Below are 20020 nucleotides of genomic sequence, written 5' to 3'. Positions count from 1 at the left end.
GCGCAGGTCGTAGGACCAACGGCGGAGCCGGGTCCGGCCGAAACTCAGTGGGCGTTGTCAGTGCCGGTCCGTAGGCTCGCGGTGATGCCCACGACACGTGCAACCACCGAGGACCGTTCCGCCGTACGCACCCTGGCGCGGCTGTGGCCCTACGTCCGGCCCGTCCGCGCCCGGCTGTTCACGGCCGCTTTCGTCGCGGTCGTCGCCTCCTGCACCGGGCTGGTGATCCCGCTCGTCCTGAAGTGGATGGTCGACGGACCGGTCGCCGGACGGGATCCGGCCGGGGTCTGGCTCGGGGCCCTCTGCCTCCTCCTGCTCGGCGTCGCCGAGGCGGTCCTGTTCGGGATACGGCGCTGGCTGGTGGCCCGCCCGCTGTCGCACGTCGAGGCGGAGATGCGGGCCGGTCTCTACCGGCACCTCCAGCGCCTGCCGGTCGCCTTCCACGACCGCTGGGCGTCCGGCCAGCTGCTCTCCCGGGGCACGACCGACCTGATGCTGGTGCGGATGTTCCTGGCCTTCCCGCTGACCTTCCTGCTGGTCAACAGCGTGACGATCCTCGCCGGCGTGGTGATCATGCTGGTGCAGGACTGGACGCTGGGCCTGGTCGTCCTCGTGCCCGCGGTCCCCGTCATGTGGACCTGCGTGATCTTCGAGCGGCGCTACGCGGAGGTGGCCCGGCGCGCCCAGGACCAGGTCGGCGACCTGACCACGGTGGTCGAGGAGAGCGTGCTCGGCATCCGCATCATCAAGGGCTTCGGCCACCACCGCAGCCAGGCGCGGGCGTTCCGCGATCTGGCGGTCACCCTGCGCGGCACCGAACTGCGCAAGGCGCGGCTGCTCGCCACCATCTGGGGGGTCATCGTCACCCTGCCCGAGGTGGCGATCGGGGCGGCCCTGGTCCTCGGCGCCGTGCAGGTGGCCGACGGGGACCTGTCGGCGGGCACGCTGGTCGCCTTCCTCAGCACGGCGCTCGCGCTGCGGTGGCCGGTGGACTCGATCGGGTTCCTGCTCGCCATGAGCCAGGAGGCGGCGACGGCGACCGAGCGGTACTTCGAGGTGCTGGACGAGACGCCGGAGGACGGCCCGGCCGGCGGCGGGGCGCCCGGCCCGGCACCGCGGGGCGCCGCCGCGCCCGGGGAGGCGCGTCCGGGGGCCGCGCGCGGTCTGCGCTTCGAGGACGTGCGGTTCCACTACCCCGACGCACCCCCCGGCTCCCCGCCCCTGCTCACCGGCATCGACCTGCACATCCGGCCCGGCGAGTCCATGGCCCTCGTCGGGGCCACCGGCAGCGGCAAGACGACGCTCACCGCCCTCGTGCCACGCCTGCACGACGTCACCTCCGGCAGCATCACCCTCGACGGCGTCGACATCACCGCGATGCCCCGCGAGGAACTGCGCGCCCGGGTGGCCGTGGCCTTCGAGGAACCCACGCTGTTCTCCACGACCGTCGGCGAGAACGTCCTCATGGGCGCGGCGGACGGCGCCGGGCAGAAGGAACTCGACCGTGCCCTCGCCGTGGCCCAGGCCGAGTTCGCGCACGGCCTGCCGGACGGCACCGGCACCCGCGTCGGCGAACAGGGCCTCAGCCTCTCCGGCGGCCAGCGGCAGCGGCTCGCGCTGGCCCGCGCGGTGGTCGGCCGGCCGGAGTTCCTCGTGCTGGACGACCCGCTGTCCGCCCTGGACGTGCACACCGAGGCCGCCGTGGAGGCGGCACTGCGCCAGGTCCTCTCCGACACCACCGCCCTGATCGTGGCCCACCGGCCGTCCACGGTGCTGCTCGCCGACCGGGTCGCCCTGCTCTCGGACGGCCGGATCGCCGCCGTCGGCACCCACCACGAACTGCTCCGCGACAACGCCGAGTACGCCCGTCTGATGTCCGGGGAATCCGAGGAACAGGAGGACACCCGTTGACCACGACCGCCTCCACCCCCGCCGTCGCCGAGGACGACGAACACCCCCGCCCGCAGGACACCGGCGACCCCTTCGACCGGGACGTCCTGCCCACCCCGCCCGGCGCCACCTCCGCGCTGCTGCGCTCCCTGCTCGCACCGATGAAGGCCCGCGCGGCCCTCACCACCGTCCTGCTGCTGCTCCAGCAGGCCGCCGTGCAGACGGGCCCGCTGCTGGTGGCGTACGCCATCGACAACGCCGTACCCGCGTTCCGGGACCACCGGCACGGTCCGCTGCTCGCGGTCGGTGCCGGCTATCTGCTGTGCGCCGTCGCCTCCGGCGTGCTCCAGTTCGCGTTCATCGAGACCTCCGCCCGGGTCAGCCAGGACGTCCTGCTCGACCTGCGCGGCCGGATCTTCCGGCACGCGCAGGCGCTGAGCGTCGACTTCCACGAGCGGTACACCTCGGGCCGGCTGATCTCCCGCTCCACCACGGACGTCGAGTCGCTGCGGGAACTCCTAGAGGAGGGTCTCCAGGAGCTGGTGACCGTCGTGCTGTCCTTCGTCTACATCTCGGCGATGCTGCTGTGGCTCGACCTCGGCCTGGGCGCGGTCGCGGTGGCCTCCTTCGTGCCGCTGTACCTGCTGGTCCGGCTCTACCAGCGGCGCGCGGGACGGGTGTTCCGGGCACGCTCCACGGCGATCGCCGCGGTCATCGTCAAGTTCGTGGAGACGATGAACGGCATCCGCCCGGTGCGCGCGTTCCGCCGGGAGGCCGCCAACGAGGGCGAGTTCGCCGTCCTCAACGAGCGGCACGAGCGGACGAACGGCGACTCGCTGCTGGAGATGGCCCGCTATGTGGTCGGCTCGCGCCTGGTCGCCAACACGGCGGTCGCGGGGATCGTGCTGTGGGGCGCCTACCGGGTGGCGTCCGGCTCGCTGGAACTGGGCGTGCTGGCGGCGGCGGTGCTGTACCTGCGCCGGCTGTACGACCCGATCGACCGGCTCGGGATGTTCCTGAACTCCTACCAGTCGGCCGCCGCCTCCCTGGAGAAGATCGCCGGGCTGCTGGCGCAGGCCCCGTCCGTCCCGGAGCCGTCGGCACCCCGCGAACTGCCCCCGGCGAAGGCCGGGTTCCCCGGGCGCGACGTGGTCTTCGACGGCGTCCGCTTCGCCTACCGCACCGGCGGCGAGGTGCTGTCCCGCTTCGACCTGACCCTGCCGGCCGGGCAGACCGTCGCCGTCGTCGGCACCACCGGCGCCGGCAAGTCCACCCTGGCCAAGCTCCTCGCCCGGTTCTACGACCCCTCCGAGGGACGCGTGCTGCTGGACGGGGTCGACCTGCGCGAGCTGCCCGTGCCCGAGCTGCGGCGCGGAGTGGTGATGGTGACGCAGGAGGCGTTCCTGTTCTCCGGCACGGTGGCGGACAACATCGCGATCGGCCGTCCCGACGCCGGCCGGGAGGAGATCGAGCGGGCCGCGAAGGCGATCGGCGCGCACGAGTTCATCAGCGCGCTGCCCGACGGCTACGACACCGACGTCCGCAAGCGCGGCGGGCGGATCTCGGCCGGTCAGCGTCAGCTCGTGGCGTTCGCCCGCGCGCTGCTCGCCGACCCGGCCGTGCTGATCCTGGACGAGGCGACCAGCTCCCTGGACATCCCGGGCGAACGGGCCGTGCAGCGGGCGATGTCGACGGTGCTGAAGGGCCGTACCGCCGTGGTGATCGCGCACCGGCTGTCCACCGTGGAGATCGCGGACCGGGTGCTCGTGATGGAGCACGGCCGGATCGTCGAGGACGGCCACCCCGACGAGCTGATCGCCGGCACGGGCAGATTCGCCGACCTGCACCGGGCCTGGCGGGACAGCCTGGCCTGACCCCCGGATCACGGCACCCCGAGCTCGAACAGGGCGTAACCGGCGTACGAGCCGGAGGCGACGGCCGCGATGCCGAGGAGGGTGCACTGCAGGGGCAGGCTCAGCCGTCGCAAGCCGAACGCCAGCGGCAGGAACAGCGGGAAGCAGGGCAGCAGGTAGCGGGAGATGTTGGCGACGATCTGCTGGCTGCCGAGCACCAGGGCGAGCGTGAGGACGGTGTACACGACCAGTACCGCCGGCGGCCGCAGCCGCACCAGCAATGGCAGCAGCGCGCAGGCGAGCAGGATGACGGCGACCGAGATGACGTCCGCGAAGGGGTAGGCGAAGAGGTAGTCGAACTTGCCCACCGGTACGGACGTCAGCACGTCCCAGGTCTGCTTGCCGTAGTCGAAGCTGTGCGCCCAGGCACCCGACTGGAGTGTGAAGTAGCCGCCCAGGTCGCCCATGCGGTCGCCGACCCAGAGCAGATAGCCGAGCAGACCGAGCGGTGCCAGCGCGAGGGCGACCAGCGGGCGCAGGGCGCTGTCCTCCCGGCGGCGCAGGGACAGCAGCGCGGCGACGGCCAGCGCGGCGATCAGCGCGGCGGCCGTGGGCCGGTTGAGGCCGGCCGCGAAGGTGAGCAGCCCGGCCGTGAGCCAGCTGCGGGTCAGGACGGCGTAGCAGGCCCAGGCGGCCAGGGCCACGTACAGGGAGTCGGAGTAGACCGCCCACTCCACGCCCGAGCCCGGCCACACCGCCCACAGCCCGGCCGCGGCGAGCCCGGCCCGCCGGCCGCCGAGGCGCTCGGCGACGGCGTAGATGCCTAGGGCGGCGGCGAAGGACGCCACGATCGAGACCAGCAGGCCGGCGCCGTACGAGCCGAGCCCGGTGACCGCCGAGGTCATCCGGATCAGCGCCGGATAGAGCGGGAAGAACGCCGCCGAGTTGCCCTCCAGCGTGATCAGACCGGTGGCGCCGGGGACCGGGACGAGTCTCGGGTCGTAACCGTGCAGGGCGATCTGCTGGTACCACCAGCCGTCCCAGGTCGCGAGCACGTCCCAGGCGTGCGCGCCGCCGCCGAACCGGGGGGGCTTGGTGCGGTAGTCCCCGGCGGACGACAGCAGGTACATGAAGGAGCAGAAACCGGCCAGCTTGAGCGCGCCGAACAGGGCGAGGACCGGGCCGTGCCGGCGGACGGCGGCCCGCAGCCGGTCACCGGGCTCGGGCCGGGGGGCGGAGGCCAGGGTGCGGGGCAGGGTCGCGGTCACCGGGGCACCGCCACGGTACGCGGCCGACGGCGGCCGAGCGCGCGCCGCATCCGCGCGATCCCGCGCAGGTCCGCCAGCGCGGTCGCGAGGATGTCCACGCTGCTGTCGGGGTCGTCGACCCAGTCCACCGGGACCTCGTGGATCCTGAGGCCCGCCCGCTCGGCCAGCACCAGCAGCTCGGTGTCGAAGAACCACTCCCCGTCCCGCACCAGTGGCAGCAGCCGCTCGGCGGCCTCGCGGCGCACCGCCTTGAACCCGCACTGCGCGTCGGAGAAGCCGACGGCGAGCGTGCAGCGCAGCAGCACGTTGTAGCAGCGGGATATGACCTCCCGCCTGGCCCCGCGCACCACCCGGGCGCCGGGGGCGAGCCGGGTGCCGATGGCCAGGTCGGAGTGGCCGGAAATGAGCGGGGCGACCAGCGGCAGCAGCGCGGCGAGCCCGGTCGACAGGTCCACGTCCAGGTAGGCCAGCACCGGGGCGCGCGAACCCGACCAGGCCGCGCGCAGCGCCCGGCCGCGTCCCTTCTCGGGCAGCCGGAGCGCGGCCACCTCGGGCAGCTCCTCGGCGAGCCGGGCGGCGATCAGCGGGGTGCGGTCGGTGCTCGCGTTGTCCGCGACGGTGATCCGGAACGGGTAGGGGAAGGTGTCCCGCAGATGCGCGTGGAGCCGGCGCACGTTCGGCTCCAGGTCCTTCTCCTCGTTGAACACCGGCACGGCCACGTCCAGGACGGGCTCCTCGTGGTGCGTCGGCACGGGCGCGCGGCGGGGCACGGGGGCCGCGACGGGTGGCCGGCCCGGTCGAATGTCTGTCACGTGAGTCCCTGGGTGTCGTCGGTCGTCGGGCGTGCCGCGGGCACGCGGGGGAGCGGCAGGACGGTGTCGGGCTAGCCGTTCGGGCCGGCCGGAGTGGTCTGCGGTGCCGTGGCCGGCGGCGTGGTGCCGTCGTCCCCGGGCGTGGCCGTCGCCGTGGCGGTCGCCGTATCGGGCGGCGGCTGCACGGTGCTGGTGACCGAACTCCCGCCGCTGATCGGGGGCTCGGAGGTGGTCGGGTCGCCGTTGGGCGTCGGGAGCTCCGACGTCGCCGATGCGGACGGGGGCGCGCTCGGCGTCGGGGTCGGCGAGGTCGTCGTGCTCGGCTCCGTCAGCGGCCGGGGGTGCGGCGCGCTGGGCCGGTCGTCGATGTGGCCGTGCGGCCACAGGAACAGGCCCAGTCCCAGCCCGGCCACCGCCAGGACGGAACCGGCCGCCCGGCGTACGGCCCGTACCCGTCGGCGCGTCCGGACGCCCGCCCGCAACCGTTCCCGGTGCCGGACGTCGAAGGACGCCTGCTCCCGGCCGGAGTGCATCAGCCGGCTCAGCTGCCGCTCGAAGTGGTCGTGGTGGTCCTCGTGCGCCCGCCCGTCGCCGTGCTCGCCGAGGCGCCGGTGTCCCTCGCGGTCCCGGTGATCCGCGCGGTCCGTGCCGTCCAGGTGCTCCATGCGGTCCATGGGTCTCTCCCTCACCCCACCGGCTCGATGACGTCGGCCAGGAGCCGGCGCAGCCGGGCCACCCCGCGCGCGGCGTGGGACCGGGCCGTGCCCACCGGACAGCCCAGCACCTCCGCGACCTGCCGGTCCGGCAGGTCCTGGTAGTAGCGCAGCACCACGGCGGCGCGCTGCTGCGGTGTCAGCTGCGCGAGCGCCGCCTCCAGCCGGGAACGCTCCGCCACGGTCGCCGACACGTCGCCGGCCGCCGCCACCTCGGGCAGCTCGTCCACGGGGCGTTCGCCCCACCAGCGCCGCCGGGCGGAGCGTGCCGCGGCCCGGGCCAGCACCTTGCGGACGTACGCCTCCGGTGCCTCGTCGGCGACCTTCGGCCAGACGAACCACAGCTTCACCAGGGACTCCTGCAACAGGTCCTCGGCCCGGTGCCGGTCCCCGCCGGTGAGCAGACGGGCCAGATGGAACAGCACCGACCAGCGGGCCGCCACGAACGCGTCGTACTCACCGGCCCTCGTCTGCTCCATCCCCACGGTCCCCGTCCTCGCCGGCTGTCTACACCAGGGGAAAGGCCCTGGACCCCCTCGAGCGCTGCACCCGGCCGGCGTGATCCGTGTCACGCACAGCCCGCGCACAGGCTCGTGGAGTCTCCCGCACGGCCGTACGGACGGGTCCGGAGGGCCCGCGGTGACATCGCGCCCAGGGGTTCAGGCGACCTTGAGCAGCAGTACCGCGCGGGCCGGGACCGTGATCTCCACGCCCGCCGGGTGGACCGTGCCCGGGGCTTCGGTCTGTTCCTCCCGGGAGGTGTCCACGACGACCTCGTACCGCTCCGCCCACGGCGGGCCCGGCAGCACGAAGCCCGTCGGCCGGTCGCCCGCGTGCAGCACCGCGAGGAAGCTGTCGTCCACGACCGGCGCGCCCCGTTCGTCCCGGCCCGGGATGTCCCGCCCGGAGAGGTACATGCCGAGCGTGGCCGCGGGCGCGTACCAGTCGCCCTCGGTCATCTCCGCGCCCCGCGAGGTGAACCAGGCGAGGTCCCGCAGCCCGTCCGCCGAGTGGGCCCGGCCGGAGAAGAAGGCGCGGCGGCGCAGCACCGGGTGCCGGTGGCGCAGCGCGATCAGCCGTGAGGTCAGCTCGTACAGCGCCCGCCAGCCGGGCTCCCGCAGCAGCGACCAGTCCAGCCAGCTGATCTCGTTGTCCTGACAGTAGGCGTTGTTGTTGCCGCGCTGGGTGCGGCCCAGTTCGTCACCGGCGACCAGCATGGGCACCCCGGTGGACAGCAGCAGCGTGGTCAGGAGGTTGCGCAGCTGCCTGCGCCGCAGCGCCCGTACCCGCTCGTCGCCGGTCTCGCCCTCCGTGCCGCAGTTCCAGGAGCGGTTGTCGCCGGTGCCGTCGCGGTTGTTCTCGCCGTTGGCCTCGTTGTGCTTGCGTTCGTACGACACCAGGTCGCGCAGGGTGAACCCGTCGTGCGCGGTGACGAAGTTGACCGAGGCGTACGGGCGGCGGCCGCCCCAGGCGTACAGATCGCTGGAGCCGGACAGGCGGTAGCCCATCTCGCGGACGTCCGGCAGGGCGTGCCGCCAGAAGTCCCGTACCGCGTCGCGGTAGCGGTCGTTCCACTCCGTCCACAGCGGGGGGAACGCGCCCACCTGGTAGCCGCCCGAGCCGATGTCCCAGGGCTCGGCGATCAGCTTCATCCGGCGCAGCACCGGGTCCTGGGCGATGACCGCGAGGAACGGGGAGAGCATGTCGACGTCGTGCATCGAACGGGCGAGCGCCGCCGCGAGGTCGAACCGGAATCCGTCGACGCCCATCTCCGTGACCCAGTAGCGCAGCGAGTCCGTGATCAGGCGCAGGACCTGGGGCTGGACGACGTGCAGGGTGTTGCCGCAGCCGGTGTAGTCCGCGTAGCGGCGGGCATCGCCCTGGAGCCGGTAGTAGCCGCGGTTGTCGATGCCCTTCAGGGACAGGGTCGGGCCCAGCTCGCCCGCCTCCGCCGTGTGGTTGTAGACCACGTCGAGGATGACCTCGATACCGGCCGCGTGCAGGGCGCGCACCATCCGCTTGAACTCGCCGACCTGCCGGCCCGTCGTACCGGAGGCCGCGTACGCCGCGTGCGGGGCGAAGTAGCCGATGGAGTTGTAGCCCCAGTAGTTCTTCAGACCCCGGCGCAGCAGGTGGTCCTCGTGCGCGAACTGGTGGACGGGCAGCAGCTCCACGGCCGTGACGCCGAGCCGCACCAGGTGCTCGATCGCGGCCGGATGGGCCAGGCCGGCGTAGGTGCCGCGCAGTTCCTCGGGGATGTCCGGGTGCAGCGCGGTGAAGCCGCGCACATGCAGTTCGTAGATCACCGAGTCCGCCCACGGCGTCTTGGGGCGGCGGTCGTCGGACCAGTCGTCGTCGTCGTGGACGACGACCCCCTTCGGCACGTACGGCGCCGAGTCCCGTTCGTCCCGCACGGTGTCCGCGACATGCTGCTCGGGCCAGTCCCGGACGTGCCCGTACACCTCGGGCGGCAGCCGGAACTCCCCGTCGACCGCCCGGGCGTACGGGTCGAGCAGCAGCTTGGCCGGGTTCCAGCGGGCGCCGGTCCAGGGGTCCCAGCGGCCGTCCACCCGGTAGCCGTAGCGCTGTCCGGGCATCACGCCGGGCACGAAGCCGTGCCAGATCTCGTGCGTCAGTTCGGTCAGCGGGATCCGGGTCTCCCGGCCCCGCTCGTCGAACAGGCACACCCGGACCGCCTCCGCCCCGGCCGCCCACAGGGCGAAGTTGGTGCCCGCGACCCCGTCCGGGCCCACCCGGAACCGGGCCCCCAGCGGGGTCGGCGCACCCGGCCACACGGCCGGTGCGGGCGGTACGGCCCGCCGGGAGCCGTTCACCGCCGCCGGTTGCCCGCTCCCGGCCGGCTCCCCGGCCGGTGCCCGCTGCTCGGCTGCGCTCGTCACCTTGTCGGCCCCTCTTTCAGTGGCTCGCCCCCGGGGCGGCGCAGTCGGCCGTGCCCGGGGGCCGGGCGTGCCTGCCGGCACCCCTGACCACCCGACACGGCTGCGCCCCGACGGCTCCGGCGCGGGCGCGGCGGCTCCCCAACGTGTCGTCCTTCCCTCTGTTCTGCCCAATGCTTGGGTCGCACTCACGTTTCCCCGGAGCGTGCGCCGTCGTTGAGTCCCGCGTGAGGCACGTACAAGGACGCGCGCGGCGCGCGCTGGCCGCGCTGGCCGCGGCAGTGATGTGGACAGGGCTGGCGGCAGGCTGCTCGGCGGACGGCTCGGGCCCGCTGGGTATCGGCGGATCGCTGGGCAAACCCCCGGCTCCCGAGGACGTCATCCGTGTCACCCCGGACGACGGCAGCAAGGCCGTACGGCCCGACAGCCGGCTGCGGGTGCGGGTGCCGGGCGGACGCCTGGAGAAGGTGACGGTCGTCCGGTCGCAGGACGCGCAGGACACCCCGGTCCCCGGCCGTATCAGCGGCGACGGGCTGACCTGGCAGCCGGAGGAGGCCAAGCTGGCGCTCGCCGCCAAGTACACCGTCGACGTGGTCGCGCTCGACTCCCGGGGCCGCCGCTCGGCCCGGCACACCACCTTCACCACCTACGTCCCCGACCAGCGGTTCATCGGCTACGTCACCCCGGAGAACCGCTCCGTGGTCGGCACCGGGATGATCGTCTCCCTCGCCTTCAGCCGGGAGATCACCGACCGTGCCGCCGTCGAGCGCGCCGTCCACGTCAGCGCGCGGCCCCCCGTCGAGATCCGCCCGCACTGGTTCGGCAAGGACCGCCTGGACTTCCGCCCCGAGCGCTACTGGAAGCCCGGCACCGAGGTCACCGTCGACCTGCACCTGCGGGACGTCGAAGGCGCGCGCGGCGCCTACGGGCTGCAGGACAAGACGTTCTCGTTCACCGTCGGCCGCAGCCAGGTCTCCCTGGTCGACGCCGCCAAGCACACCATGGACGTACGGCGCGACGGGCAGCTCCTCGCCACGGTCCCGATCACGGCGGGCGCCCCCAAGCACCCGACGTACAACGGGAAGATGGTGGTGATGGACATGCTGGAGGTCACCCGCATGAACAGCCAGACGGTGGGCTTCGGCGGCGAGTACGACATCCCCGACGTCCCGCACGCCATGAAGCTGACCGACTCCGGCACCTTCCTGCACGGCAACTACTGGGCCCCGGACGCCCCCGGCCAGGTCAACGTCAGCCACGGCTGCGTGGGGTTGATGGATGTCAAGGGCGGCAGTTCGGACACCCCGGCGGGCTGGTTCTTCGACCGCAGTCTCGTCGGTGACGTCGTCGAGGTGGTGCACAGCAAGGACAAAACCGTCTCACCCGACAACGGGCTCGGCGGGTGGAACATGACCTGGAAGGTGTGGAAAGCGGGCAGCGCGGTGAAGTAACCGGGTGAGGGGCCGGGTTCGGGGCGGGGGGGTCGGGCGGAAGTTGCGACGGAACGGTGACATACGCCTGACACCCGCCTCATGACCAGGCGGTTAATATGCGCGCACCAGTGTGGTGGGGAGCGGACCTGGCCAGGTCCGGCGAGGGGGAGTGCGAGTTGAACGTGCGGCCTGTTTCGGGGGCGTCGGTGGCAAAGCGGCGAGGTCGTAGGGGACTGGCGATGGTGGCCGGCGCTCTCGTGCTGACGCTCGCCGCGTGCGGCGGGGGCGGTGACGACAAGGCGGGTCCGGGGGACGGCAAGGACAAGGGCGCGACCCAGCAGGGCAAGCAGTCCACGGCCGCCGTCAGCATCGTGCCCAAGTCCGGTGCCACGGGCGTCGACACGAGCGGCGCCCTCAAGGTGGCCGTCGCCAAGGGCAAGCTGACCGAGGTGACCGTCAAGGACGCCAAGGGCGCGAAGATCGACGGCACCATATCCGGCGGCGGCGCCTCGTGGACGCCGTCGACCCATCTGGCCGCCGGCACCAAGTACACGGTGCACGCGGTCGCGAAGGACTCCGAGGGCCGCGCGGCCGCCGAGGACTCCACTTTCACCACGCTGACCCCGAAGAACACCTTCACCGGTTACTTCACCCCCGAGGACGGTTCCACCGTCGGCGTGGGCATGCCGTTCTCCATACGTTTCACGCGGGGCATCACCAGCCCGGACGCCGTGGAGAAGGCGATCCGCATCAAGACCGAGCCGGCCGTCGACGTCGAGGGCCACTGGTTCGGCAACGACCGCCTGGACTTCCGTCCCGAGAACTACTGGAAGTCCGGCACCGAGGTCACCGTCGACCTCGACCTGGACGGCGTCGAGGGCCGCGACGGCGTCTACGGCGAACAGCGCAAGACCGTGAAGTTCACCATCGGCCGCAACCAGGTCTCCGTCGTGGACGCGAAGAAGCACACGATGAAGGTCACCCAGGACGGCAAGGTCGTCAAGACCATCCCGGTCACCACGGGCAAGCCCGGCTACGAGACCTGGAACGGCCAGATGGTCATGAGCGAGAAGCTCGCCGTCACCCGGATGAACGGCGAGACCGTCGGCTATGGCGGCGAGTACGACATCAAGGACGTGCCGCACGCCATCCGCCTCACCACCTCCGGCACCTTCATCCACGGCAACTACTGGGGCGGCGGCGCCTTCGGCAACTACAACGCCAGCCACGGCTGCGTGGGCCTGCGCGACGTGCGCGGCGGCTACGACAAGGGCGTCCCGGCGGCCTGGTTCTTCAACCACTCCATGGTCGGTGACGTGGTGGTCGTGAAGAAGTCCCACGACCGCACGGTGGACCCGGCCAACGGCCTCAACGGCTGGAACATGTCCTGGGCCGACTGGAAGAAGTGAGCCACACCCGACGTACGGGCCCGGTGCTGTGAGGAACGGCACCGGGCCCGTTCCCGTTAGTCCCCGTTAACCTGCTCACCATGACCGTCTCTCTCGAAGTCGCCGAAGGCGTCGGAACCCTGCGCCTGGACCGGCCCCCGATGAACGCGCTGGACATCGCCACGCAGGACCGGCTGAAGGAACTCGCCGAGGAGGCCACGCGCCGCGACGACGTGCGCGCCGTGGTGATCTACGGAGGCGAGCGGGTGTTCGCGGCGGGCGCGGACATCAAGGAGATGCAGAACATGGACCACGCCGGGATGGTCCAGCGCTCCCGCGCCCTCCAGGACTCCTTCACCGCCGTGGCCCGCATCCCCAAGCCCGTCGTCGCGGCGATCACCGGCTACGCGCTCGGCGGCGGCTGCGAACTCGCCCTGTGCGCCGACTACCGCATCGCCGCCGACAACGCCAAGCTCGGCCAGCCCGAGATCCTGCTCGGCCTGATCCCGGGCGCCGGCGGCACCCAGCGGCTGCCCCGGCTGGTCGGACCGTCCAGGGCCAAGGACCTCATCTTCACGGGCCGCCAGGTCAAGGCGGACGAGGCCCTCGCGATCGGCCTGGTCGACCGGGTCGTGCCGGCCGCCGAGGTGTACGAGCAGGCACACGCCTGGGCCGCGAAGCTCGCCCAGGGTCCGGCGATCGCGCTGCGTGCCGCCAAGGAGTCCGTCGACACCGGCCTGGAGACCGACATCGACACCGGCCTCGCCGTCGAACGGAACTGGTTCGCGGGTCTGTTCGCCACCGAGGACCGCGAGCGGGGCATGCGCAGCTTCGTCGAGGAAGGGCCGGGCAAGGCCAAGTTCCTCTGACGCCCACGGGGTGAACTTCTCCGTAACTCGCCCCGGAACCCTTGCAATTGACACGGCGTCTTACTCGGGTCCCCCGATGGGGCGGTTTATGGGAGCCTTAAGGCAACCTTAAGCCTGTCTTGTCGGGGCGTTCCGGCGATTGCCCGCGAGTGGCCCGTCGCCGCAGGTCAACCAGGATGCACCGAACGTCGACATGCCCTCGGCATATGCCGATCGCCGAGCGCACGGCAGGGGCGTACGGGGGGCGTATTCCTCCGGAACGGCCCCCAAGACGGCTCCGGGCGGCCATCATGGGGGCATGGCGGGGCTGGAGGGCATCGAACAGCCGCGGGGACACAGCCGTGCGGCCGCGGCACGATGGTCGCCTGCGGTCGAGGACGAACAGGCGCTCAAGGCGCTCGAACTGTTCGGCAACCCGACGGAGGCGGAAGTACCGCTGCCGTCCCGCCCGGAGTCCGCCGCCACCGCCCGCCGGCTCGCCCAGGTCGTCGTCCTGCGCACCTGGCGGCTGACCCCGAAGCTCACCGAGGACGCCGTCCTACTCGTGTCGGAACTCGTCGGCAACGCCGTACGGCACACCGGTGCACGCGTCTTCGGTCTGCGCATGCGCCGCCGCCCCGGCTGGATCCGCGTGGAGGTCCGCGACCCCTCCCGCGGCCTGCCCTGCCTGATGCCCGTTCAGGAGATGGACGTCAGCGGCCGCGGACTGTTCCTCGTCGACAAACTCTCCGACCGGTGGGGCGTGGACCTGCTGCCGCGCGGCAAGACCACCTGGTTCGAGATGCGGGTCGCCGACCGCTAGGCCCTGTCGTTCGGATCACGCCCGCGTCGCGGGGCGTGGCGCGCCCGACGGGCCGGGTACGCACCCCGCGACCCGATAACACCCCGAACCGGCTAATCGGCGGTTTTCTTACTCTTCGCCCCTTAAATGGTGCGAGTGACCACGACCAACCGACGCGAGGTGCTCCGCGCGGGCGCCGGGCTCGTCACCGGCGGCGCGCTGGCCGCCGGCTGCGGCTCCGGACAGGCCGCCCCGGCCACCACGCCGGCCGACGCGTCCACCCCCCTGTCCCCGCCCGACGCCTCCGTGTCCGGCCGGACGGCGGCCACCGCCCGGACCGCGCCCGCACCCCGGGCCTACCCCGGACAGCCGGCCCAGATCACCCACGGCCCGCGCACCCGCCCCCAGGTCGCCCTCACCTTCCACGGCCAGGGCGACCCCGCCCTCGCCCACTCCCTGCTGAGCACGGCCGAGAAGCGCGGCGCCCGCCTCACCGTGCTCGCCGTCGGCACCTGGCTGGACGAGCACCCGGACGTCGCCCGCCGCATCCTCGACGGCGGCCACGACCTCGGCAACCACACCCAGCGCCACGTCTCCGTCAACGCCATGTCACAGGCGTCGGCGCGCAAGGAGATCACCGACTGCGCCGACCGGCTCCGGCGGCTCACCGGCTCCATCGGCACCTGGTTCCGCCCCTCGCGCGCGCCCACCGCCTCACCGCTCGTCGCCGGGCTGGCCCGCGCCGCCGGCTACCCGCACGTGCTGTCGTACGACGTCGACTCGCTCGACTACACCCGCCCCGGCGCCGCCGCCGTCACCCGCAAGGTCCTCGCCGACGTGACCAACGGGTCCGTGGTGAGCATGCACTTCGGCTATCCGGACACGGTCGCCGCCCTGCCCGACGTCCTCCACGAACTCGACCGCCGCGGACTGCGCGCGGTCACCACCACGGAGCTGCTGAGCTGATGAGAACCACGAAAGCCGCCCGCCTGCTGGCCGCCGGCGCCGCCCTCACCGCCCTGACGCTGCTCTCGGCGTGCGGCGGCGGGCAGGAGCACCCCGAGAACGCGGCCCCCGCCAGCAAGGCGCCGGTCCAGCCGCGGGCCAAGCAGCCACTGGTGAACGTACTGCCCGGGATGCCGCCGGTGGAGGACCCGACCGACGTCTACGCCGCCGACCGGCCGAACCGCCTCTCGCCCGTGGTCAAGGACTTCCCCTCCCGGGTGTACGTCCCCAACACCCAGTCCGACACGGTCACCGTCATCGACCCGAAGACCTACCGGGTGATCGAGACCATCCCCGTCGGGCACCAGCCCCAGCACGTCGTACCGTCCTGGGACCTGAAGACCCTCTGGGTCAACAACGACCTCGGCAACAGCCTCACCCCCATCGACCCGCGCACCGGCCGGGCGGGCAAGCCGGTCGAGGTGCACGACCCGTACAACCTCTACTTCACCCCCGACGGCAAGTACGCCGTCGTCATGGCCTCCATGGACCGCGAACTCGTCTTCCGCGACGCCCACACGATGAAGGTCGTCAAGGCCGTCCCGGTCAGCTGCTACGGCGTCAACCACGCCGACTTCTCGGTCGACGGCCGCTACTTCATCGTCTCCTGCGAGTTCAGCGGCGAGGTCCTCAAGGTCGACACCGCGGCCATGAAGGTGGTCGCGCAGGAGAAACTGCCGTTCCAGGGCGCCATGCCGCAGGACGTGAAGATCTCCCCGGACGGCAAGCTGTTCTACATCGCCGACATGATGGCCAACGGCCTGTGGATCCTCGACGGCGACAAGTTCACCAGGCCCCGGTTCCTCGCCACCGGCAAGGGCACCCACGGCCTGTACGTCAGCCGGGACTCCCGCGAGATGTACATCTCCAACCGCGGCGAGGGCACGATCTCCCTCTTCGACTTCACCCGCAACCGCCTCACCAAGAAGTGGCGCCTGCCCGGCGGCGGCAGCCCCGACATGGGCGGGGTCTCCGCCGACGGCAAGGTCCTGTGGCTGTCCGGCCGCTACAACGCCGAGGTCTACGCCATCGACACCCGTACCGGCGCGGAACTCGCCCGCATCAAGGTCGGCAGCGGCCCGCACGGCCTCGCCGTCTACCCCCAGCCGGGCCGTTACTCGCTCGGGCACACCGGCATCTTCCGCTGACCCGGCCGCAGCAGCGCCTCCGAGCCCACCGGCCGGTACCCGGACGCCTGGAACGCCCGCATGCTGCGGGCGTTCCCCGCCGCCACCTGGGCCCACACCGGCTCCCCGGCCAGCTGCCGGGCCGCCGTCACCAGTGCCCGCCCCAGCCCCCGGTGCCGGTGCTCCTCCGCCACCTCCACGGCCACCTCCAGCCGGCCGGCGACCCCTCGCCCCAGCACCAGCAGCCCGCCGTCCGCCGTCCACACCCGGACCGCGTCGCGACGCCGGCGCGAGCTGCGCACCCGGGGGTGGGCCGGGTCGTCGAGCGCGCGCAGGGGGATCGCGGGAGTCCCCGGCAGCGGGGCACCCACCAGCAGGACGTCCACGGTGTCGGTGAGACGGCCCGTCCGGTCCAGCAGCGCGGTCAGGAAACGGGGGCTCATCGCCGCGGCCAGGGCGTCGCTCCCGCACTCGGCCGCGCGCAGCGCCCCGCGCACCCAGCGGGGGTCCTCGTCGGTGAACACGACCGAGTGCCCGGTGAACGCGATCACCCCGGCGTCCCGCTCCGAGGGCTGCGGTACGACCGTCGTCCGGCCGTCCGCCGGCGGGAAGGCGCCGCGCGCCGCCGCGTCGAGAATGTCCCGCAAGGTCTCCAAGGCCCGCTCCTTCGGTCTGGCCCACTGGACGGCCCAGACTCGCAGGCGCGGAGCCCGGGTGGGTGGCCGCGGCACTGCGTGTCCGGCCGGGCCGTTAATCTGACCTGCGTCAGTACGCCAGCACGGCACGAGAAACACGACCAAAAGGGGCGGATCGGTGGCGGACATCGAAGAAGCACGCAAGCAGTTCCAGCGGATCGACGCGGACGGTGACGGGTTCATCACCGCGGCCGAGTTCAAGTCCGCCCTGGCGCAGGGTGGTGACTGGAACGTCACCGACACGGTGGCCGAGAGCATCATCGGCACCCGCGACCTGAACGGCGACAAGGTCCTGTCGTTCGACGAGTTCTGGGCCTACCTGAACAAGTAGTCCCGGACCGCCGAACCCTGGCGTGCCCCGGAGGGGGTGCCCGTCCCGCGAGCAGCGGGAGGGGCACCCCCTCCGCGCTGTTCCGGCCCCCTCACCCGATCGCCGGGGCCACGGAATACACCCCCGCCCCGCCGGAGTTGACGCCGGACGGACGTATGCGTGTGCATCGATACCCGGAGGGCATGTCATGAAGATCGGCATCATCGGCGCGGGCAACATCGGCGGCAACCTCACCCGGCGGCTCACCGCCCTCGGTCACGACGTCCTCGTGGCCAACTCCCGCGGACCCGAGACGCTCAAGGAACTGGCCGAGGAGACCGGCGCCACCCCGGTCCGCGCCGAAGAGGCGGCCGAGGGCGCCGAGGTCGTCGTCGTCACCGTTCCCCTGAAGGCCGTACCGGACCTGCCCGCCGGCCTGCTCGCCGGCGCGGCCGAGGGCGCCGCGGTGATCGACACCGGCAACTACTACCCGCAGCAGCGCGACGGCCGGATCGCCGGCATCGAGGAGGAGGGCCTCACCGAGAGCCGCTGGACCGAACGCCACCTGGGCCGCCCGGTGATCAAGGCCTTCAACGGCACCTTCGCCCAGGACATCCTGGACCGCCCCCGCCCGGCGGGCGACCCCGGCCGCATGGCCCTCCCGGTAGCCGGCGACGACGAGCCGGCCAAGGCCAGGGTCCGGGCCCTGATCGACGAGCTCGGCTTCGACACGGTCGACGCGGGCGGCATCGACGACTCCTGGCACCAGCAGCCGGGCACCCCGGTGTACGGGCTGCGCGGGGACGTGGCCGCGGTCCGCAAGGCCCTCGCGGAGGCCTCCCCGGAACGCCCGGCGGACTTCCGGGGCTGACCCCGCACGCGGTTCGTCTCCCGCACGGGAAGGGGGCGGCGCGCGTCGACCGGGTGTCGACGTGCGCCGCCCCCTCGGGTGCGGGTCGCGGGAGCCGGCCCGCGTTCTCACGGCGGCTACTTCGGATCGCGGTCGAACCTCGCGGTCGACCAGAAGTACCCGAGCACCGCGAGGCCCACGCACCAGGCGACGGCGAGCCAGCCGTGGTGACCGATCCCGGTGCCGAGCAGCAGACCGCGCAGGGTCTCGATGGCGGGCGTGAACGGCTGGTACTCGGCGACCGGCCGGAACCAGCCCGGCATCGCGTCGACGGGGACGAACGCGCTGGACAGCAGCGGCAGCAGGATCAGCGGCATCGCGTTGTTCCCGGCGGCCTCGGCGTTCGGGCTGACGAGCCCCATGCCGACGGCGATCCAGGTGAGCGCCGTGGCGAAGAGCACGAGCAGTCCGAACGCCGCGAGCCACTCCAGCACGGTGGCGTCGGTGGAGCGGAAGCCGATGGCCACGGCGACGGCGCCGACGAGGACCACGCTCACGACCGACTGGAGCACGCTGCCCACGACGTGCCCGACGAGCACCGAACCGCGGTGGATCGCCATCGTCCGGAAGCGGGCGATGATGCCCTCGGTCATGTCGTTGGAGACGGACACCGCGGTCCCGACCACGGTGCTGCCGATGGTCATCAGCAACAGCCCCGGGACGATGTAGGCGATGTAGGCGGAGCGGTCCGGTCTGCCGCCGCCGATGCCCGCGCTCATGGTGTCGCCGAAGACGTAGACGAAGAGCAGCAGCAGCATGATCGGGGTCAGCAGCAGGTTCAGGGTGAGCGACGGGTAGCGCCGGGCGTGCAGGAGGTTGCGGCGCAGCATCGTGACGCAGTCGCGTACGGCGAGGGAGAAACCGTTCGGGCGGGCGGGGGCCAGGGGTGCGCTCATCGGACGGGCTCCTTGGACTGGTTCGGCTGGTCGGGGATGCCTGCGCCGCCGGTCAGGGCGAAGAAGACGTCGTCGAGGTCGGGGGTGTGCACGGTCAGTTCGTCGGCCTCGACGCCGGCCGTGTCCAGCCGGTCGAGGAGGGAACGCAGTGCCCGCTGGCCGCCGTCGCCGGGGACCTGCAGCGTGAGGGCCTCGTCGTCCCGGACGGCCTCGCCGAGGGCGGAGACGGCGCTCCGGTACCCGGCCGGGTCGGTGAAACGCAGCCGCACGTGTCCGCCGGGGACCAGCCGCTTCAGCTCCTCGGCCGTGCCCTCGGCGGCGATCCCGCCGTCGTGCAGCACGGCGATCCGGTCGGCGAGTTCGTCGGCCTCCTCCAGGTACTGGGTGGTGAGGAAGACGGTGACACCGCCCGTGACGAGCTCGCGGATGATCTGCCACATGGTGTGCCGGGAGCGTGGGTCGAGCCCCGTGGTCGGCTCGTCGAGGAAGATGACCCGCGGGGCGCCGACCAGGGTCATGGCGATGTCGAGGCGGCGCTTCATACCGCCGGAGTAGGTGGCGGCCGGCTTCCTCGCGGCCTCGCCGAGGTCGAAGCGCTCCAGCAGTTCGGCGGCGACCCGTCGTCCCTCGCGGCGGGAGAGGTGGTGCAGGTCCGCCATGAGGAGCATGTTCTCCTCGCCGGTGATCAGGCCGTCGACGGCGGAGAACTGCCCGGTGACGCCGATCGCGGCGCGCACGGCCTGCGGGTTCCTGGCGAGGTCGTGGCCGGCGACCCGGATCGGGCCGGAGCCGGGGCCGGGGGAGACGAGGGTGGAGAGGATCTTGACGACGGTCGTCTTGCCGGCGCCGTTCGGGCCGAGCAGGGAGAAGATCGTTCCCTGTGGGACGGCCAGGTCGACACCGTCGAGGACGGTCTTGTCGCCGTAGGACTTGCGCAGTTCGTGCGCCGCGATGGCCGAGTCGGTCATGAGAGTGCCCCCTGATGATGGTCGCGGGTCTACAGGCTGCGGGCGTCGATGTCGCCGTAGCCGGTGGACGCGTGGATGGTGAGGTTGGCGGCGGCGCCGTCGGTGTTGGTGAGTGCGTTGTGGATGCGGCCGTAGGCGGTGCCGGCGTCGAGGGTGGCGGAGGTGCCGCGGGCGGCGGTGACGGAGATCCGGCCGTGCTGGGTGC

At 72.6% G+C, this 20020-nt stretch carries 17 protein-coding genes and 1 pseudogene; 10 read left to right on the top strand and 8 right to left on the bottom strand.

The annotated features are described in order from the left end of the window. Window positions 1–84 precede the first annotated feature (84 nt). Entirely contained in the window at window positions 85–1911 is a 1827-nt protein-coding gene (locus tag ACF08B_RS39980) for an ABC transporter ATP-binding protein (protein ID WP_392321956.1), read from the top strand. Continuing rightward, window positions 1908–3764: an ABC transporter ATP-binding protein gene (locus ACF08B_RS39975; RefSeq protein WP_392321955.1), complete on the top strand. Its 1857-nt coding sequence runs from the start codon at window positions 1908–1910 to the stop codon at window positions 3762–3764. The genes ACF08B_RS39980 and ACF08B_RS39975 overlap by 4 nt, the downstream gene beginning before the upstream one ends. 8 nt (window positions 3765–3772) lie before the next feature. Here the strand turns inward: ACF08B_RS39975 and ACF08B_RS39970 are convergent, their stop codons facing one another. The 5 genes and pseudogenes from ACF08B_RS39970 to glgX all read right to left on the bottom strand — a co-directional run bounded on the left by ACF08B_RS39970 (window position 3773) and on the right by glgX (window position 9436). Beyond that, window positions 3773–4987, bottom strand: coding sequence for a glycosyltransferase family 39 protein (locus ACF08B_RS39970; protein WP_392321969.1), 1215 nt, complete (start codon window positions 4985–4987; stop codon window positions 3773–3775). 23 nt (window positions 4988–5010) lie between these two features. Then, a pseudogene (locus ACF08B_RS39965) lies at window positions 5011–5763 on the bottom strand (dolichyl-phosphate beta-glucosyltransferase); the annotation flags it as partial. A 131-nt stretch (window positions 5764–5894) separates the two neighbouring features. Continuing rightward, the gene (locus ACF08B_RS39960) at window positions 5895–6497 is read right to left on the bottom strand and encodes a hypothetical protein (RefSeq protein ID WP_392321954.1); all 603 of its coding nucleotides are present in this window, start codon (window positions 6495–6497) and stop codon (window positions 5895–5897) included. A gap of 11 nt (window positions 6498–6508) precedes the next feature. After that, a complete protein-coding gene (locus ACF08B_RS39955) occupies window positions 6509–7015 on the bottom strand; it encodes a SigE family RNA polymerase sigma factor (protein WP_073889700.1) in 507 nt (168 codons plus the stop codon). 180 nt (window positions 7016–7195) lie between these two features. After that, window positions 7196–9436, bottom strand: a complete 2241-nt coding sequence (gene glgX, locus ACF08B_RS39950) for a glycogen debranching protein GlgX (RefSeq protein WP_392321953.1) — start codon at window positions 9434–9436, stop codon at window positions 7196–7198. 224 nt (window positions 9437–9660) lie between these two features. Here glgX and ACF08B_RS39945 point away from each other — a divergent pair, with 224 nt between their 5' ends. From ACF08B_RS39945 to ACF08B_RS39920, 6 genes are all read left to right on the top strand, one after another. Further along, window positions 9661–10884, top strand: coding sequence for an Ig-like domain-containing protein (locus ACF08B_RS39945; protein ID WP_392321952.1), 1224 nt, complete (start codon window positions 9661–9663; stop codon window positions 10882–10884). Between the two features lie 158 nt (window positions 10885–11042). Further along, window positions 11043–12275: an Ig-like domain-containing protein gene (locus tag ACF08B_RS39940; protein ID WP_392321968.1), complete on the top strand. Its 1233-nt coding sequence runs from the start codon at window positions 11043–11045 to the stop codon at window positions 12273–12275. An 80-nt stretch (window positions 12276–12355) separates the two neighbouring features. Next, window positions 12356–13123 carry an enoyl-CoA hydratase/isomerase family protein gene (locus tag ACF08B_RS39935; RefSeq protein WP_392321951.1) on the top strand — a complete coding sequence of 256 codons (768 nt, stop codon included), beginning with the start codon at window positions 12356–12358 and terminating at the stop codon, window positions 13121–13123. Between the two features lie 298 nt (window positions 13124–13421). Beyond that, window positions 13422–13925 (top strand): ATP-binding protein, encoded by a 504-nt coding sequence (locus ACF08B_RS39930; RefSeq protein WP_055710475.1) that lies wholly within the window; start codon window positions 13422–13424, stop codon window positions 13923–13925. A 126-nt stretch (window positions 13926–14051) separates the two neighbouring features. Continuing rightward, complete coding sequence (locus ACF08B_RS39925) at window positions 14052–14870, top strand: polysaccharide deacetylase family protein (RefSeq protein WP_392321950.1); 819 nt, start codon at window positions 14052–14054, stop codon at window positions 14868–14870. Next, entirely contained in the window at window positions 14870–16057 is a 1188-nt protein-coding gene (locus ACF08B_RS39920) for a hypothetical protein (protein WP_392321949.1), read from the top strand. The genes ACF08B_RS39925 and ACF08B_RS39920 overlap by 1 nt, the downstream gene beginning before the upstream one ends. Here ACF08B_RS39920 and ACF08B_RS39915 read toward each other — a convergent pair. Then, complete coding sequence (locus ACF08B_RS39915; RefSeq protein ID WP_392321948.1) at window positions 16024–16692, bottom strand: GNAT family N-acetyltransferase; 669 nt, start codon at window positions 16690–16692, stop codon at window positions 16024–16026. The two genes, ACF08B_RS39920 and ACF08B_RS39915, sit on opposite strands and share 34 nt — an antisense overlap. A 157-nt stretch (window positions 16693–16849) precedes the next feature. Between ACF08B_RS39915 and ACF08B_RS39910 the strand changes: the two genes are divergently transcribed. Next, window positions 16850–17062, top strand: coding sequence for an EF-hand domain-containing protein (locus ACF08B_RS39910; RefSeq protein WP_392321947.1), 213 nt, complete (start codon window positions 16850–16852; stop codon window positions 17060–17062). Window positions 17063–17249: 187 nt separating this feature from the next. Then, window positions 17250–17912, top strand: coding sequence for an NADPH-dependent F420 reductase (locus tag ACF08B_RS39905; RefSeq protein ID WP_392321946.1), 663 nt, complete (start codon window positions 17250–17252; stop codon window positions 17910–17912). 116 nt (window positions 17913–18028) lie between these two features. Here ACF08B_RS39905 and ACF08B_RS39900 read toward each other — a convergent pair whose 3' ends face one another. Further along, window positions 18029–18847 carry an ABC transporter permease gene (locus ACF08B_RS39900; protein WP_392321945.1) on the bottom strand — a complete coding sequence of 273 codons (819 nt, stop codon included), beginning with the start codon at window positions 18845–18847 and terminating at the stop codon, window positions 18029–18031. Further along, window positions 18844–19815 (bottom strand): ATP-binding cassette domain-containing protein, encoded by a 972-nt coding sequence (locus tag ACF08B_RS39895; protein ID WP_392321944.1) that lies wholly within the window; start codon window positions 19813–19815, stop codon window positions 18844–18846. Before ACF08B_RS39895 ends, ACF08B_RS39900 begins: the two co-directional genes overlap by 4 nt. Window positions 19816–20020 lie beyond the last annotated feature (205 nt).

Origin of the sequence: Streptomyces sp. NPDC015139 (assembly GCF_043079785.1) — a bacterium.
GTDB classification, from domain to species: domain Bacteria; phylum Actinomycetota; class Actinomycetes; order Streptomycetales; family Streptomycetaceae; genus Streptomyces; species Streptomyces albidocamelliae.
This window is presented reverse-complemented; position numbering and strand designations above follow the sequence as displayed.